This is a genomic window from Leptospira venezuelensis, assembly GCF_002150035.1.
GTDB lineage: Bacteria > Spirochaetota > Leptospiria > Leptospirales > Leptospiraceae > Leptospira_B > Leptospira_B venezuelensis.
In genome coordinates this window covers 596,332-610,350 of record NZ_NETS01000010.1, presented here as the reverse complement: position 1 = coordinate 610,350, position 14,019 = coordinate 596,332, and the positions used below count along the sequence as shown (strand labels likewise).

Annotated in this window: 12 protein-coding genes and 1 rRNA gene; 12 read left to right on the top strand and 1 reads right to left on the bottom strand. The window is 41.0% G+C overall.

What is annotated here, in order from left to right:
• Positions 1 to 86 precede the first annotated feature (86 nt).
• The 12 genes from B1C82_RS10055 (at position 87) to fumC (ending at position 13,322) form a co-directional block, all read left to right on the top strand.
• Positions 87 to 2,426 (top strand): hypothetical protein, encoded by a 2,340-nt coding sequence (locus tag B1C82_RS10055; protein ID WP_086448550.1) that lies wholly within the window; start codon positions 87 to 89, stop codon positions 2,424 to 2,426.
• Positions 2,427 to 2,434: 8 nt separating this feature from the next.
• On the top strand, positions 2,435 to 3,268 hold the full coding sequence (locus tag B1C82_RS10050; protein ID WP_086447454.1) for an Fpg/Nei family DNA glycosylase: 834 nt from the start codon (positions 2,435 to 2,437) through the stop codon (positions 3,266 to 3,268).
• A 57-nt stretch (positions 3,269 to 3,325) separates the two neighbouring features.
• Positions 3,326 to 3,442, top strand: a 5S ribosomal RNA gene (rrf, locus tag B1C82_RS10045).
• Positions 3,443 to 3,582: 140 nt separating this feature from the next.
• Positions 3,583 to 3,744, top strand: coding sequence for a 50S ribosomal protein L34 (rpmH, locus tag B1C82_RS10040; protein WP_020769764.1), 162 nt, complete (start codon positions 3,583 to 3,585; stop codon positions 3,742 to 3,744).
• Positions 3,745 to 3,753: 9 nt separating this feature from the next.
• Positions 3,754 to 4,074 carry a ribonuclease P protein component gene (rnpA, locus tag B1C82_RS10035; RefSeq protein WP_086447453.1) on the top strand — a complete coding sequence of 107 codons (321 nt, stop codon included), beginning with the start codon at positions 3,754 to 3,756 and terminating at the stop codon, positions 4,072 to 4,074.
• Positions 4,071 to 4,301 carry a membrane protein insertion efficiency factor YidD gene (gene yidD / locus B1C82_RS10030; RefSeq protein ID WP_086447452.1) on the top strand — a complete coding sequence of 77 codons (231 nt, stop codon included), beginning with the start codon at positions 4,071 to 4,073 and terminating at the stop codon, positions 4,299 to 4,301. The genes rnpA and yidD overlap by 4 nt, the downstream gene beginning before the upstream one ends.
• Before the next feature lie 2 nt (positions 4,302 to 4,303).
• Positions 4,304 to 6,157 carry a membrane protein insertase YidC gene (gene yidC, locus B1C82_RS10025; RefSeq protein WP_086447451.1) on the top strand — a complete coding sequence of 618 codons (1,854 nt, stop codon included), beginning with the start codon at positions 4,304 to 4,306 and terminating at the stop codon, positions 6,155 to 6,157.
• A gap of 22 nt (positions 6,158 to 6,179) precedes the next feature.
• Positions 6,180 to 6,890 carry an RNA-binding cell elongation regulator Jag/EloR gene (gene jag, locus B1C82_RS10020; RefSeq protein ID WP_086447450.1) on the top strand — a complete coding sequence of 237 codons (711 nt, stop codon included), beginning with the start codon at positions 6,180 to 6,182 and terminating at the stop codon, positions 6,888 to 6,890.
• 6 nt (positions 6,891 to 6,896) lie between these two features.
• Positions 6,897 to 8,273, top strand: coding sequence for a tRNA uridine-5-carboxymethylaminomethyl(34) synthesis GTPase MnmE (gene mnmE, locus B1C82_RS10015; RefSeq protein ID WP_086447449.1), 1,377 nt, complete (start codon positions 6,897 to 6,899; stop codon positions 8,271 to 8,273).
• A gap of 59 nt (positions 8,274 to 8,332) precedes the next feature.
• On the top strand, positions 8,333 to 9,595 hold the full coding sequence (locus tag B1C82_RS10010; RefSeq protein ID WP_086447448.1) for a malic enzyme-like NAD(P)-binding protein: 1,263 nt from the start codon (positions 8,333 to 8,335) through the stop codon (positions 9,593 to 9,595).
• 143 nt (positions 9,596 to 9,738) lie between these two features.
• Positions 9,739 to 11,844: a hypothetical protein gene (locus B1C82_RS10005; RefSeq protein WP_086447447.1), complete on the top strand. Its 2,106-nt coding sequence runs from the start codon at positions 9,739 to 9,741 to the stop codon at positions 11,842 to 11,844.
• Between the two features lie 83 nt (positions 11,845 to 11,927).
• Complete coding sequence (gene fumC, locus B1C82_RS10000; RefSeq protein WP_086447446.1) at positions 11,928 to 13,322, top strand: class II fumarate hydratase; 1,395 nt, start codon at positions 11,928 to 11,930, stop codon at positions 13,320 to 13,322.
• Between the two features lie 89 nt (positions 13,323 to 13,411).
• Here the strand turns inward: fumC and loa22 are convergent, their stop codons facing one another.
• The gene (gene loa22, locus B1C82_RS09995) at positions 13,412 to 13,972 is read right to left on the bottom strand and encodes an OmpA family outer membrane lipoprotein Loa22 (RefSeq protein WP_086447445.1); all 561 of its coding nucleotides are present in this window, start codon (positions 13,970 to 13,972) and stop codon (positions 13,412 to 13,414) included.
• Positions 13,973 to 14,019 lie beyond the last annotated feature (47 nt).

The window sequence follows — 14,019 nt, the reverse complement described above, 5'->3', positions numbered from 1 at the left end:
TTCTCTCTTTCTTTTATGGATCTTGGTTGGAAGGAAACGATAGAAAATTTCCTTACTCGGATTGTTGTTTCGATACGGTGCAAAACATGGAAACCTTGGAGCAGGAAATATCCTTTGAGGAGCTGGCTTCTAGTCAAAACAAGGCCCCAGACTTGGAGGCCTTGGCACCGGATTATATCTTCTTAAATGATGGAGCTGTAGGACTTTCTGCAACTGCTCGTTGTATCTTAGATGAACTTCGTGATTGGCACAAAAAGACCGAAAAACACGGATCTAAAAGTGTTCATCCATCTTACCTTCTTACCCTAGATAAGCTAGGGGAACTTCTGAACAAATACAGAAACTTAAGCGAACAAGCTAAGACTCCTCCTTCGGTGGATATGGCTCTTCGCCAATTGATGGATCTAGAAAAAAAAGGAAGAAACAAATCCGCTCTGGTCTATCCATTCTTGGTTCGTAATGGAAACAAGGTTTTAGCAAGGATCTCGATTGCTTCTCCGCAAAAGGAAGCCAAGACCGATGTTACTCCTTACAGAAAGGCATGTTTTTCTTTTTCAGAAGAAACAATTGATCTTATCTTAAATAATAGAGCGAAGAAACCCCGCGCATTAGAAGAAGATCGTCCTGGAGCTATGCTTCTTCATAAAAACAAAAGCGGACAGATCTGGTTGTATCCTAAGCTTGCTTCTTTACAATCGGAGATGGCAAGTCTTATAAGACGTGGCTTCCAACCTTATAGCTATATTCCTATGAACGATTTCCTAGCCGACTTTGCAAATTATGCAAAGAACAAAGGCGCAGTAGTTGAGATCCTTCCCGATTATCATTTGATCTTGGATGATCTGCAGCTGAATCCTGACGGGACTTATGTACATCAACCGGAAGTGATAGCACATTATCGCGCCCAGAGTGACGCGTTAGAAGTATTCGCTCTTACATATCTAAAACAACTTTCGGAAAGAGCAGGATATAATCTGTTCCGAGCTCGTATCCAAGATTTCGAAACACTACATGGAAATGCTGAACCAGGAAAAAAACAAAACAGTGAAAAGGTAGAAGCACTCATCCAGCTTGTGGAAGATTTTCCTTTCGATAAAGAAAAAGATGATCTTGGAAAAAGAGTGGCAGAGACCTGTCGACAATCCATCGGAATTATTCGTAAACTGATCCAAGAAAAATCTCTATTAAGTGAGAGAAAGATAGAAGGTGCATTCAAAAGTTTGAAGAATCGCCTGAATATCCAAGTCAAGGATCATTCCCAAAACAATTTGACCTTATATAGATTCATACCTGAAAAACGTTTGGATGCCGTTGGTATCACAGATCCTGAACTTGTTTCCAAATATACAAATGAAATCATTGCAGATCTAAAAACTAAATTTGGTTTGAAAGAAACTAAAAGAGAAGATGGTACCACCGAAGTATATGTGGTCGATCCAGGTTATATGGCTGCAGTCCTTCATAAGTTAACCGCGGATGCCAAAATTAGTCCTGCTGCCGAAAAAGAACTTACAATCGCAAAAGAGATTCACGCGTCTTTACTTAGTTCCAAGAACCCAGCACTCAATTCCATGCTAAAAGCGGATTACGTAGTAAAACTACAGCAAGATGCGGCCCTAATGGAAAGAGAAGTTGAGGATCGCCAAAAGAGCGAAGCACTCGCTAAAAAAGTAAATCTTTCCATGGGACTTTTAGGTTTTGTAGGAACCATGCTATTCTTCTTAATTGCAAGCGTTCACTTTAATGCTGCGGGTGTAATCCTGGTTGGACTTCCTGTTGGACTTGTGATTGGCGGATTGCTTGCGGTATTCTTCCGGGATAGAGAAAAATCAGATATTGGTCCTGGTGGAGTTCCTAAATCTTCAGGTGGTGGAGGATTTGCGGCGAGTTATTCCGGAATATCTACAGTTAGCGATTATTATCCAAGCGGTGATGATGACGATGCTGATGAACATTTCGGAAAGGCAGAAAGCCCTAAAGAAAAGAAAGTCAGTCTGATCGCAAAAGGTGCAGAACGTTTCGTATTTCCGAATCGATTTACTAAGATCCAAGATAAGATACATGATTCCAAATCGATGCGCAAAAAGATCTGGGACAATATAGACAATATTCGCCAATCAGTCGCACATCTTAGAACTGAATCCGACGATGATAAAGTAGCATCCACAGTTGAATACGCACTTCTTCAAAATTCAGCGACGATTGCGATACCTGACGAGATCGTTCCAGTAGGAATGCCGAGCACTATCATTTTAAGTCACACTGATTTAAAGGCTCCTTTAATCCGAGATCAAATCTCAGAGTTCTTAAGGAACGAAGCCCAAAAGAAAAAATACGATAAAAAACTCGTAAAATATTATACTTTCTTAATTAATACGATAGAAGTAGAATATTATAAATATCTTCCTAGTCGTAAAAAGAAATAGGAACCATTATGCCTGAACTTCCGGATCTCGTAGTCATTCGAGAACGTCTTCTAAAAGAACTTCCAGGAGAGATAATCCAAGAGATAGAGATCTTAGATCCACTTGTCGTTCGTAACCTGAGCGGTGGAAAATCAGAAACTTCTTTTATAGGTTCTACATTTGAAACGTTGGAGAGAACCGGACCTTTTCTGAATTTTAAATTCGGTCCTAGAAATATAATAATTCATCCGATGCTTGCGGGGCGCTTCTCCTTGGATCCAAAATATAAAAAGAAGGACTTGGCGGTTCGGATCAAATTCCAGAACAAGATCCTGAATTACGCGGATGATGTTCATATGGGGAAGGTGTATTTTACCGAGCCCGAATACTTTTCTCAGATACCAAAGTTCTCTGATCAAGGAGTGGACCTTCTTTCCGAAAATTTTACGCAAGAAGAGTTTTTAAAAAGAATAGAGAAGAATCGCCAACAAACTCGCGTCTTTCTCATGGACCAGACCAAACTCAGTGCTATAGGAAATGCGTACGCGGATGAGATTCTTTTCGATTCTAAGATCCATCCCAAAACTCCATGCAACAAACTTTCTGAAGAAGAGAAAGTCCAGCTCTATCAAAGTATCAAATCCGTCTTAAATGACTCCATTGACTATATCCGTAAAAAACAAGCTCCGCTGGATTTTAAGGTCCGAGACCATGTTAAGGTTCGAAATCGGAAGAATGAACCGTGTCCTCGTTGCGGGACCACGATTCGCAGGGCAAATGTTTTGGGTCATGATTCCTTCTTCTGTCCGAATTGCCAGAGAGTGCCAGGAGAACAGTTCATAGATTGGAATAAAACTCTCTGAACCAAAAGTAAATCGCGCTTGACAGTACAAGCAAATTTTTCAAACTGTCCATAGATTCTCGGTGATTATAGAGAGAGGGTCACACCCGTTCCCATCCCGAACACGGAAGTTAAGCCTCTCATCGCTAATGGTACTGCATGGTTCGCTGTGTGGGAGAGTAGGACGTTGCCGGGTTGCCATTATTTATTCCATTATATTTAATAGTGAAAATCCGTAAAAAGAAACGGATTGACCCTTGGTTCTTCGGTAAAAAATGATACTCGAAGACCGATTCAGGGTCTTATAAGTGCAATCTTAGAGATACAGGGAACCATATGAGAAGAACATACCAACCCAGCCGGATTAAACGTGCCCGTACCCACGGATTCCGCGCCAGAATGGCGACCGCCGGCGGAAGAAAAGTCCTTTCCCGCAGAAGAGCTAAAGGCCGTTACAAGTTAACCGTTTCTGACGAAAGAACTGGTAAAAAATTCTAACGAACCCATATAGAAGAGACACTTACAACTAAGAAGGATATCCGGGAACTATTCGCTTCCGGAAAACGGGTAACCAATCCTCCTCTCACGGTGATTTATCGGGGAAATGGCCTGGAACAAAACAGGTTCTTATACTGCCCCGAACGTTCGGTCGGTAAGGCCGTTCGCAGAAACCGGATACGGAGAAGATTAAGAGCCGCCGTGGCCGAAACGGCTGGCTTTTTTCCAAAGGGTTTCGATATCGCAATACTTGCGAAACCGAGCCTATTCGAAAAAGATCACACCGAACTTCTGGCTTGTTTGGGTCAATTAGCTCGCAGATTAAAATGAACCGACTCGCCATCTTTCTGATCCAAATTTATAAACGTTGGATCTCACCTATTCTTCCGCCTTCCTGCAGATTTCACCCTAGCTGTTCAGAATATGCAATGCAGGCTTTCCAAGAATATGATTTCTTGTCGGCGACTTATCTCAGCACAAAACGAATCTTAAAATGTAATCCACTATTCGCCTCTGGCGAAGACCCTTTACCACCCAACCCTAGAAGGAATCATTAGGAATGGAAGATAGACAAAACAGACTTTTTCTCGCGTTAATTTTATCCATGGGAGTTTGGTTCTTAGTAACCTATTACTTCAACCCGGAAGCAGGAAAACCGAAACAACAACCTAAAACGGAACAAACTCCTGTTGAAAATAAGGAAACCGTAAAACAGGAAACCAAGGTCGAACCTAAACCTGTTGCTACGGTTACAAATCCTAAGGATGTAAAAACTTTTACCTTCAAGACTGAAGCTCATGTAGTTGTTCTTTCTAGCTTAGGTGGAAGGATCGAAAAATTCTATATCAAAAACTATAAAAATGTCGAAGGAAACGAGATCAACATCACCAGAGCGGATTTCCAAGAGATTGAAGTAGAAGGTGAGAAGTTCAAGGCGATCGAACTTTCCCGAGGAAAAGGTTTCGACTTTAACTTCTCGCACAGAAAAGAAGATGTAGCCGCTTCAGAATGGAATCATCTCAATTTTAAAGCAGAAGAAAACAAGGACGATCAAAGCGTTACATTCACTGCTGCAGAGAAAGGTGTTCTTCTTAAAAAAGTTTTTAGATTTTTCCCTCACGAAAATTATTTCAAAACGGAAATCTCTATTACCAACCTTGGAAAAGAAAAACTCTATTTCGGAAATCGTGAAAAACCTGCTTATTTAAGAACTTTTGGAAGTTTAGGACCTCTTCCTTTGGAAAGAGAAGCGAATACTCAGGAGCTGTCTAAATTCTTCCGTGTATATAGAATGGACGGAAGCGAAAAAGACTTCGCTGACGGTGGGGACGCTTGGGGATTCTGGGAAGGAATTCGTAACTTTATCTTCGGTCATCCGAACGGAAACGAATTTTACAAAGAAGTTTGGAGCAGCGGAGAAGGTGTCGATTTTATCGGTTCAGGTAGCCGTTACTTCTTAGCAGCAGCTGACGCATTAAATCATCCAGCAGAAGGAATTCTTTTAGATAATAGAAAGAAAAATGAAACTGGAACTGTTTTAGCTTATTCTAATATCTCTTTGGATCCAGGAAAAGAAGAAACTCTGGAATTTGCCAACTATGTTGGAATTAGAGAATGGGACGGGATGTTATTTAGAGATCCGAAACTGGATCCATTCAAAAATCCTAAGTCCACTTTTGCAGGCATCAGTGCTGACCTGAATAAATCTTTCAATCAAGGTATTTTTACCCCGATCCGAAATGGTATCGTTTGGTTCTTGCAGCAATCCTATAAGTACACGATCCCAAGTTACGGTTTCGGTATTTTACTCTTTGCATTGGTATTTAAGTTAGTCTTCTATCCGCTCAACCAGAAACAGGCAGAGGCGATGAAGAAGATGAGCGCGCTTTCGCCTGAACTTAAAAAGTTAAACGAGAAGTATGCTAACGATCCTGCCAAAAAACAAGAAAAGATGCTGGAACTTTATAAAAAGCATAATATGAATCCACTCTCTCAATTGGGCGGATGTCTTCCGATGCTGATCCAACTTCCTATCTTCTTTGCATTATATGTTGCGTTTGCGGATACGATCGATCTTTGGAAATCTCCTTTCCTTTGGATCTCGGACTTGAGTGAGCCTGATTTTATTTGGACTTCTCCAGCTATCCCTTATCTTTCTGCAACTGGACTTTCCATTAACTTACTTGTTTTATTGATGGTTGGAACTCAGTTCCTATCTATGAAATTGACTTCGGTACAAACTGATCCGAACCAAAAAATGATGATGTATTTAATGCCAGTGATGATGGTGTTCTTCCTATGGAGCATGCCATCCGGGCTGACTTTGTATTGGACAGTGACTAACGTCCTTTCCATTGCTCAACAGTGGTTAACCAATATTCGTAAGAAAGACGAAACCCCTGTAAAAGTGTGAATTCATATATCGAGGATACGATATGGAAAACTATATTTTCGAAGCCGAAGGAAAAACAAAAGCCGAGGCTGAAGAGGTCGCGTTAGAAACCTTAAGACTAGAACCCGGAGACATTCGTTTCGAAACTGTCGAATCCGGTAAGTCTGGATTTTTAGGTTTAACACAAAAAAAACCGGCAGTGGTTCGAGCATTCGTTTCGAACTTTGATATTCCGGCTGAAAAGATCATCCACGGAGTAGTGCTTACGCTTCTCCGCAAGATGGGAGTAGAAGCGGAAGTTGTCGGAATGGGAGATGTGGATGGAAAGATCTATATAGAACTTACTAGCCGCGAATCCGGACTGATTATCGGAAAGAGAGGAGCTACGTTAGATGCTCTTCAATTTTTGGTAAACTTGATGGTAGATTCTAAGATCCGTCATGGTCGTAAGATCGTATTGGATACTGAATCTTATAGAGACAAAAGAGAACTGTCCTTGATCAGATTGAGCAAGTCAGTAGCTTCTTCCGTTGCTAAGTCAGGTAAGTCCAAATTACTTGAGCCAATGAATCCTTTCGAAAGAAGGATCGTTCACATGGCTCTACAAGAGAACGAAAAAGTTTTCACCAGATCGGAAGGAAATGGAACTTATAAAAAAGTTCGAATCATTCCGATGAAAGACAGACACAAGTACAAAGACGTCGTCGATAAAAGTCCTAACGGGGACTTACTCGAGGAAGTAAACGACTACTGATCAGTCGTGGCTGATACAATAGCAGCTATCTCCACAGCTTCCGGGGCCGGTGCCATAGGCATTCTTAGGTTGTCCGGACCGGAAGCACTCCCTATCGCCTATAGGCATTTATCTTTTTTTGATGGAGCCCTTCCTCTTTCATCCATCAAACCTCGTAACGCGTATACCTGTCGTTTTGTAGATGGGGAAAAAAAATTAGACCAAGTAGTCTTTATCTATTTCGCAGGACCGAATTCTTTTAGCGGAGAAGATCTATGCGAGATCCACACTCATGGAAATCCGATCCTACTCAGAGAAGCCTTAGAATGTTTGTTTCGTTCCGGAGCAAGACCTGCCAAACAAGGTGAGTTTACCAAAAGAGCATTTTTAAACGGAAAAATAGATCTGAATGAAGCGGAAGCAATCGGAAGAATTATAGGTGCTCGTTCCAGGTTCGAATTGGAGCTCGCCCAAAAGAATGCATTTGGAGAAATTTCGAGACTTGCTTCGAATCTCAGAAGCCAACTCATCTCACTCAAAGCAGAATGCGAAGCAGAGATCGATTTTTCCACAGAAGATCTTACCTTTGAATCCCTAGAAGAAAGGAAAAAAAGAATTCGTTCTATTTCCGATATTTGCTCTAATCTTCTCAAAAGATCCAGTGAGACGGAAACTCTTCTGGAAAGAAGTAGAGTTGTCTTATACGGAGAACCAAATACTGGTAAGTCCAGTTTGATGAACCTGATTCTGGGAAGAGATCGTTCTATCATCTCCGAAATTCCAGGAACCACTCGAGATTATATCAGCGAAGATTTTTTGCTCTCAGGTATTCCTATCCGACTGATAGATACTGCAGGAGTAAGAGAAACCGGCGATCAGATAGAGAAGATGGGCATTGAGAGAAGTGAGAAAGAATTCTCTCAAGCAGATGTAAGGCTTTTTGTGATCGATGTTTCTCAAAAGAACGATTGGGATAAGTTTGCAGAAGAAAACAGATCGAAACTCGAAGGTGCCATCGTTGCAGCAAATAAATCAGATATAAGAGATCCAAGTTGGGATTCTCAATATATCTTAAAGAAAAATTATCCTGGAACCGTCTTAGTCGAAGTTTCCTGCAAATCCAGACAAGGTTTAGATACTTTGGTCTCTGAAATTTCCACAAAACTCGCTGGATTAGAAAGTTCAGAAGATTATGTCCTTTTGGAAGAAAGGAATAGATTTCATTTTTCTTCTATCACTCGAAGCCTGGAAAACTGTCTGACTTTAATGGCAGAAGGTGCTCCAGCTGAGATTTACATCAAAGAAATAGATTCTGCATTGGAACAAATCGGAGAAGTAAATGGAAGAGTGGACACCGAAGAAATTTTAGGAAGAATTTTTAGTAAATTCTGTGTTGGGAAATAAGCTCTTTCAGAAATAGAATAGAACCTAGGCCCGATCGTCGAAAAATTGGTTTTATCGTTATGAGAGAAAAATCCCTCGAATATCATTCCCTTCATCCAAAGGGTAAAATACAAGTTGTTCCTACAAAGCCGACTAGAGATTCCTTCGACTTATCCTTAGCATACTCACCGGGAGTTGCTTATCCGTGTCTGGAAATTAAAGAAAATCCGGATCTTGTGTATGAATACACAAACAAAGGAAATCTGGTAGGAATTATTACTAACGGAACCGCAATCTTGGGTCTGGGAGATATCGGACCTGCCGCAGGGAAACCTGTGATGGAAGGTAAAGCAGTACTTTTCAAAAAATTTGCTGGGATTGACGTATTTGATATAGAAGTCGATGCCAAAGATCCGGATGATTTTATAAAAGCTGTCCAAATGCTTGAGCCTACTTTCGGTGGGATCAACCTAGAAGATATCAAAGCTCCTGAAAGTTTTTATATAGAAGAAGAACTCATCAAAAGAATGAATATACCGGTCTTCCATGACGACCAACATGGGACGGCGATCATCACCGTTGCTGGACTTTTGAATGCATTCGAGATCAATAAGAAACGCCCTAGTGATGTAAAGATGGTGGTTTGTGGGGCTGGGGCCGCAGGCATTGCGATCGCAGAATTAGTCCAACATATCGGTATCCGCAAAGAACATATCTTTTTAGTGGATACAAAAGGTGTGATCCACACTGAAAGAACCGATCTAAATTCTACCAAACAAAAATACGTTCAGAAGACTAGCGCTCGTACTCTTGCAGACGTTATGCAGGATGCAGACATTTTTGTGGGAGTTTCTGTAGCAGACATGGTAACCGAGGATATGGTAAAATCCATGGCCCCTAATCCGGTTATCTTTGCTTTGGCAAATCCGGACCCGGAGATTCCGTACGCAATAGCTAAGAAGGTTCGCCCTGATATCATTATGGGTACCGGAAGAAGCGATATGCCGAACCAGGTGAATAACGTATTAGGCTTTCCATTCATTTTCAGAGGAGCTTTGGACGTAAGAGCCAAACATATTACTTTAGAAATGAAATTGGCTGCAGCTCGTGCTTTGGCAGAACTCGCTAGGATGGAAGTTCCTGATGCAGTCAGCCTTGCGTATGGCGGGGAAAAATTCGTATTCGGTCCTGATTACCTGATCCCAAAACCTTTTGACCAAAGGGTATTATACCATGTAGCTCCTGCGGTTGCGGAAGCAGCAGTTCAAAGTGGAACTGCGAGAAGGCCTTATCCTGGACGGGAAAATTACGTTTCTTTCTTGGAAGGTTTGATGAGGTCTTAAGATCTTCTCTTCGGGAATCTTTAGAATTTAACGTCTAAACCCTTAGAACTTGCTCAAGAAAGCATGTATTTGTTTCCGAAAATATAATACTAGCTCGGCTCTAACAAAAAGCCAAATTAAAATCGGAGCAAAAGGGAAGATTTATGCCCGAAATGGAAAGTAATTCCACGTCCCCAGCTTCGAATCCACTCTCGGAAGAGGGTGTCATTCCGGTAGATCGTGTCGATCTGATCCCGGAAGAGGAACTTCGTAACCTCCTTCTCCAAACAACTCCCAAAGCGATGAGAGATTTGGATCTGATTGAGAAAGGAGTGGAGAATTTCTTCTTATTCAATTATTCTCCTTTTGCTCTCGCAAAATTTGAACAGCTACAATTCCTAAAACCTGCGGATCTAAAATACTTTGAAGACAAGAATGGATTTGTTCTCTATCAATATCTATTCGTTTCAGAAGAAACAAAAGAATTAGGATTAGCTAATGTTGCTATCCGTCCCGCCTCCAGAAGAGCCGATCAGATCCAAAAGATCAAATCTGCTTGTTTAGCTCAGTCTGCGGCTGCGTTTTTACAATTTATTGTCAGAAGAGATATGAATCTAGCGGATAGAAGGTCCGCAGGAGAGTTAAGGGACTGGGTTATCAGGCAGTATCTTAACACCGATGAGAAAGGAAATCTTTTGGATTTTCAAGATTCCAGAAATCTTCCATACTCTATGCGGAACGTTAAAACTCTTTCCGTAGAATCTTTTCTACAAAGGAATTTCAAGATTAGAGAAGATATTCTTACTTCTTTAATTTCTCTTTTGAGCAAAAAACCGAATGAGATCGTAGCCTTCTTATCTCAGATAAAAGCTGTTCCTGATGCATTACTTGCACTAGAAAAAAGAGGAAGTCGTCCTCCTTTATTAAGACTTCATTTAGAATTTCACGTTATCCAGCCTTCTTTGGAAGAACTTGTAGGTGAAACTTCTATAGATACTAAAAAACCGAATGCAAATGAAGAGACTGAGTTAGAGATTATTTTCGAATTGTTTATAGGCTTATCTAGAAAGATTTTAATGTCACTTCTTCCTGGCGAGCAAGCCGGATGGATCAGACAATCTGGGACAGAACAAGGCGTTGACTTCTTAAGAGAATTATCGAAACACCCTGCATTCACTTCTGGAAAAACTTGGGAAGGCTCCGATATATTCTTACAAGCTTTCGACGTATTATTAAGTTCGATGTCTTCTCTTTCTAGTTTGAGAAAAGAGTCTTTAATTAATTTAGCTTTTAGTGATATAGTTATTCGAATCAGAGAATCAAAAGAACCACTTGTTGTGGATGCCGGTGCTTTGAAGATCAAAGATTCATCTATCCAGGCAGCTGGTCTGACTAAAACAGAAGTTTTGGATCAGGTGCTAGAAAGATTTAAAACTCGAAATGATATTCTCACTAGAGAAAAAGTGACGGGCGCCGGCCCAGGTATAGTGGCGCTTGCTTTAGAAAATGTTGTCTCTTCTTTTTTAAGCAATAAGGAAAGAAGGACTTCCATCCACACTTTGATCCGTAAGAACGGGCAGCCAAAAGGAATTTACGCTTTTCTAAAAGATGTAGTAGAAGGTGTGGATTCCGATCTTGTAATAGAAGATCAAATCCGTCTTTCAAAAGCGATTGCCGATTGGGAGAAAGAAACGGAAAAGCAGAGACTGAAAGCGATCCAAGATTCCAAATCTATCTTGGTAAAACTTTTGGAATGGTTACTCGGTCTGTTCGGCGTGAATCTTTCTCCTTCACCTAAAAAAGATATAGAACCTGCGGACGAATTTCAATCTTCCAAACAAAGTAAAAAGTCCTCAAATAGCGGACCTTCTGCAGAGCCCGAAAAGGAAACTCCTAAAAAGAAAAAGTCTTTGGGAGTACTCGTAGGTCCTAAGGAAAAATCTACTTTGATCCCAGCAAAGGTCCAAAAAGCGATAGATTATGTGGACCGTAAAAATAACGGAATAATCTGGCTGGATGAAGTAGTGAATGCTAGCTCTTCTCCGGAATTCGGAAAAGACAAAGTAGCTGACCTTATGTATTATGACCAGAAGCGGAGATATATCGAGATTCGCTCCATGAATTCTATTCGGCATGTATTTATCCGGAAAGAATTGGAATCCGATTCCGCCTGGTTGGATTCTACCTTGGAATATTTGGAGAATGTCACCGCCAAAAAACCGGAGTTTGCAGCCCTAGCGGATACTCTTCGCAAATTCCGAGACGAGTGATCAACCCAAGTTCTGATTAGGACATTCGTTCCGATCCCGGAAAATCCAACCCGATCAATTCATTACTATTGAACGGAGGATTCATGAAAACTAGAATCGAAACCGACTCCATGGGAGAAATCCAGGTAGACGATTCCAAATACTGGGGTGCTCAAACCGAAAGATCTCTTCATCACTTTCATATCGGGAACGATCGTTTCCCAAGGGAAATGATACGTGCTCTTGGAGTTCTTAAAAAATCAGCGGCTATCGTAAATGCTGGGCTTGGCCTTTTGACAGATGAGAAAAAAAATCTGATCGTTCAAGCTGCAGACGAAGTGATCTCCGGAAAATTGGATGAACATTTTCCTCTAAGCGTTTGGCAAACAGGTTCCGGAACTCAAACCAATATGAACTCAAACGAAGTGATCTCCAATCGTGCGATTGAGATTGCAGGCGGAGTCAAAGGTTCTAAAAAACCGGTCCATCCGAATGACGATGTAAATAAGGCACAATCTTCTAATGACACTTTCCCGACGGCTATGCATATCGCAGCTGCAGAACAATTAGTGAATAAACTTTTACCTGCATTAGAGCAATTGAAGAATACTCTAAAGAAGAAGTCTGATGAATTTAAAGACATCATCAAGATCGGAAGAACTCACTTACAAGACGCGACTCCATTAACTCTTGGCCAAGAATTCTCCGGTTATACAAAACAATTAGAGTACAATATTGAAAGAGTGAAATCTGTTCTTCCTTCTATATACAGATTGGCTTTAGGTGGAACTGCAGTCGGTACAGGACTTAATACTCATCCTGAATTTGCAGTAAAAGCTGCTGCTCAGATTGCAAAGGAAACTGGACTTCCTTTTACTTCAGCAGAGAACAAATTCGAGGCTTTAGCTGCTCACGATTCTTTGGTAGAAACTCACGGAGTTCTAAAGACGATTGCTGCTTCTTTTATGAAGATAGCGAATGATGTGAGATGGTTGTCTTCAGGCCCTAGATGTGGAATTGGTGAGATCTCTATTCCGGAGAATGAGCCAGGATCTTCTATCATGCCAGGAAAGGTGAACCCCACTCAGTCAGAACAAATGACCATGGTGGCTTCTCAAGTAATCGCAAATGATGTTGCTGTGAATATTGGCGGTGCTTCTGGAAACTTCGAATTAAATGTTTTCAAACCTCTGATCATTCATAATGTTCTGAATTCTATCCGTCTATTGGCCGACTCTGCAGTTTCTTTCGAAGAACATTGTGCAAGAGGGATTGAGCCTAATAAGGAAAACATCAAGGAACATTTGAAGAATAGTTTGATGCTCGTGACTGCGTTGAATCCGCATATCGGTTATGATAACGCGGCTAAAATAGCTAAGAATGCTCACAAGAAAGGAACTAGTCTGAAAGAATCTGGAATTGAACTTGGCTTATTGACTTCTGAACAATTTGACCAATGGGTTCTTCCGGAAAGAATGATCTCTCCAAGTGTTGATTGATTCAATCTGAAAGATCTCTAAAGCATAAAGGCATAAAAAAAGGCAGTGTGAAAACACTGCCTTTTTAATTCGGATCGAAACCCTACTGATTATTGTTGTTGAACAAACTTGAAGGTTACTCTGCGGTTTTTAGGATCTTTTGCATCCAATCCGGAAACTGGAGAAGAAGAACCTGCACTCTTAGTAACGATACGATTTGCAGGAATTCCTTGTTTAACTAAGGATTGTTTAACCGCTTTTGCACGAATTTCTCCGTAGAAAACGTTTCCTTTTTTATCGCCTTCTGCTTCTTCAGGTCCAACTTGGTCAGTGTGACCAGTGATCTCTAATGCCCAAGAATCAGGAAGTTTAGAAATTCCGTCTTTAAGAACAGAAATATTAACTTTTGCCCACTCGCTGAAATCTCCCGCGCTAACATCAGCTTTTTTGTAGCTGAAACCTGGACGAGTGATCCCGTCTGGATAGCGGAAGTCTTTAATTTGATTATTGATAGCGTCTGCAGGAGAGTCTACGTTGACGTTACGAGAAGCTGCGGAATTTTGTTCTCCAGGCTCAGGAGCCGCTTGGTCTTTGTTGTCTGCAGAAGAGCAAAGAGCTAAGGAAAAAACCGTTGCACCGATGAGCAGGATATTGAGAATTTTTTTTACCATGTTGTATTCCTTCCTTGATTAGGGTAGGGGTTTATTTCGATGAATTT

Bases quoted from the DNA above. Each gene is read 5' to 3' on its own strand.
- loa22 (WP_086447445.1), bottom strand. From the start codon at position 13,972: ATGGTAAAAAAAATTCTCAATATCCTGCTCATCGGTGCAACGGTTTTT.
- B1C82_RS10055 (WP_086448550.1), top strand. From the start codon at position 87: ATGGAAACCTTGGAGCAGGAAATATCCTTTGAGGAGCTGGCTTCTAGT.
- B1C82_RS10005 (WP_086447447.1), top strand. From the start codon at position 9,739: ATGCCCGAAATGGAAAGTAATTCCACGTCCCCAGCTTCGAATCCACTC.
- jag (WP_086447450.1), top strand. From the start codon at position 6,180: ATGGAAAACTATATTTTCGAAGCCGAAGGAAAAACAAAAGCCGAGGCT.
- yidD (WP_086447452.1), top strand. From the start codon at position 4,071: ATGAACCGACTCGCCATCTTTCTGATCCAAATTTATAAACGTTGGATC.
- rpmH (WP_020769764.1), top strand. From the start codon at position 3,583: ATGAGAAGAACATACCAACCCAGCCGGATTAAACGTGCCCGTACCCAC.
- B1C82_RS10050 (WP_086447454.1), top strand. From the start codon at position 2,435: ATGCCTGAACTTCCGGATCTCGTAGTCATTCGAGAACGTCTTCTAAAA.
- B1C82_RS10010 (WP_086447448.1), top strand. From the start codon at position 8,333: ATGAGAGAAAAATCCCTCGAATATCATTCCCTTCATCCAAAGGGTAAA.
- yidC (WP_086447451.1), top strand. From the start codon at position 4,304: ATGGAAGATAGACAAAACAGACTTTTTCTCGCGTTAATTTTATCCATG.
- fumC (WP_086447446.1), top strand. From the start codon at position 11,928: ATGAAAACTAGAATCGAAACCGACTCCATGGGAGAAATCCAGGTAGAC.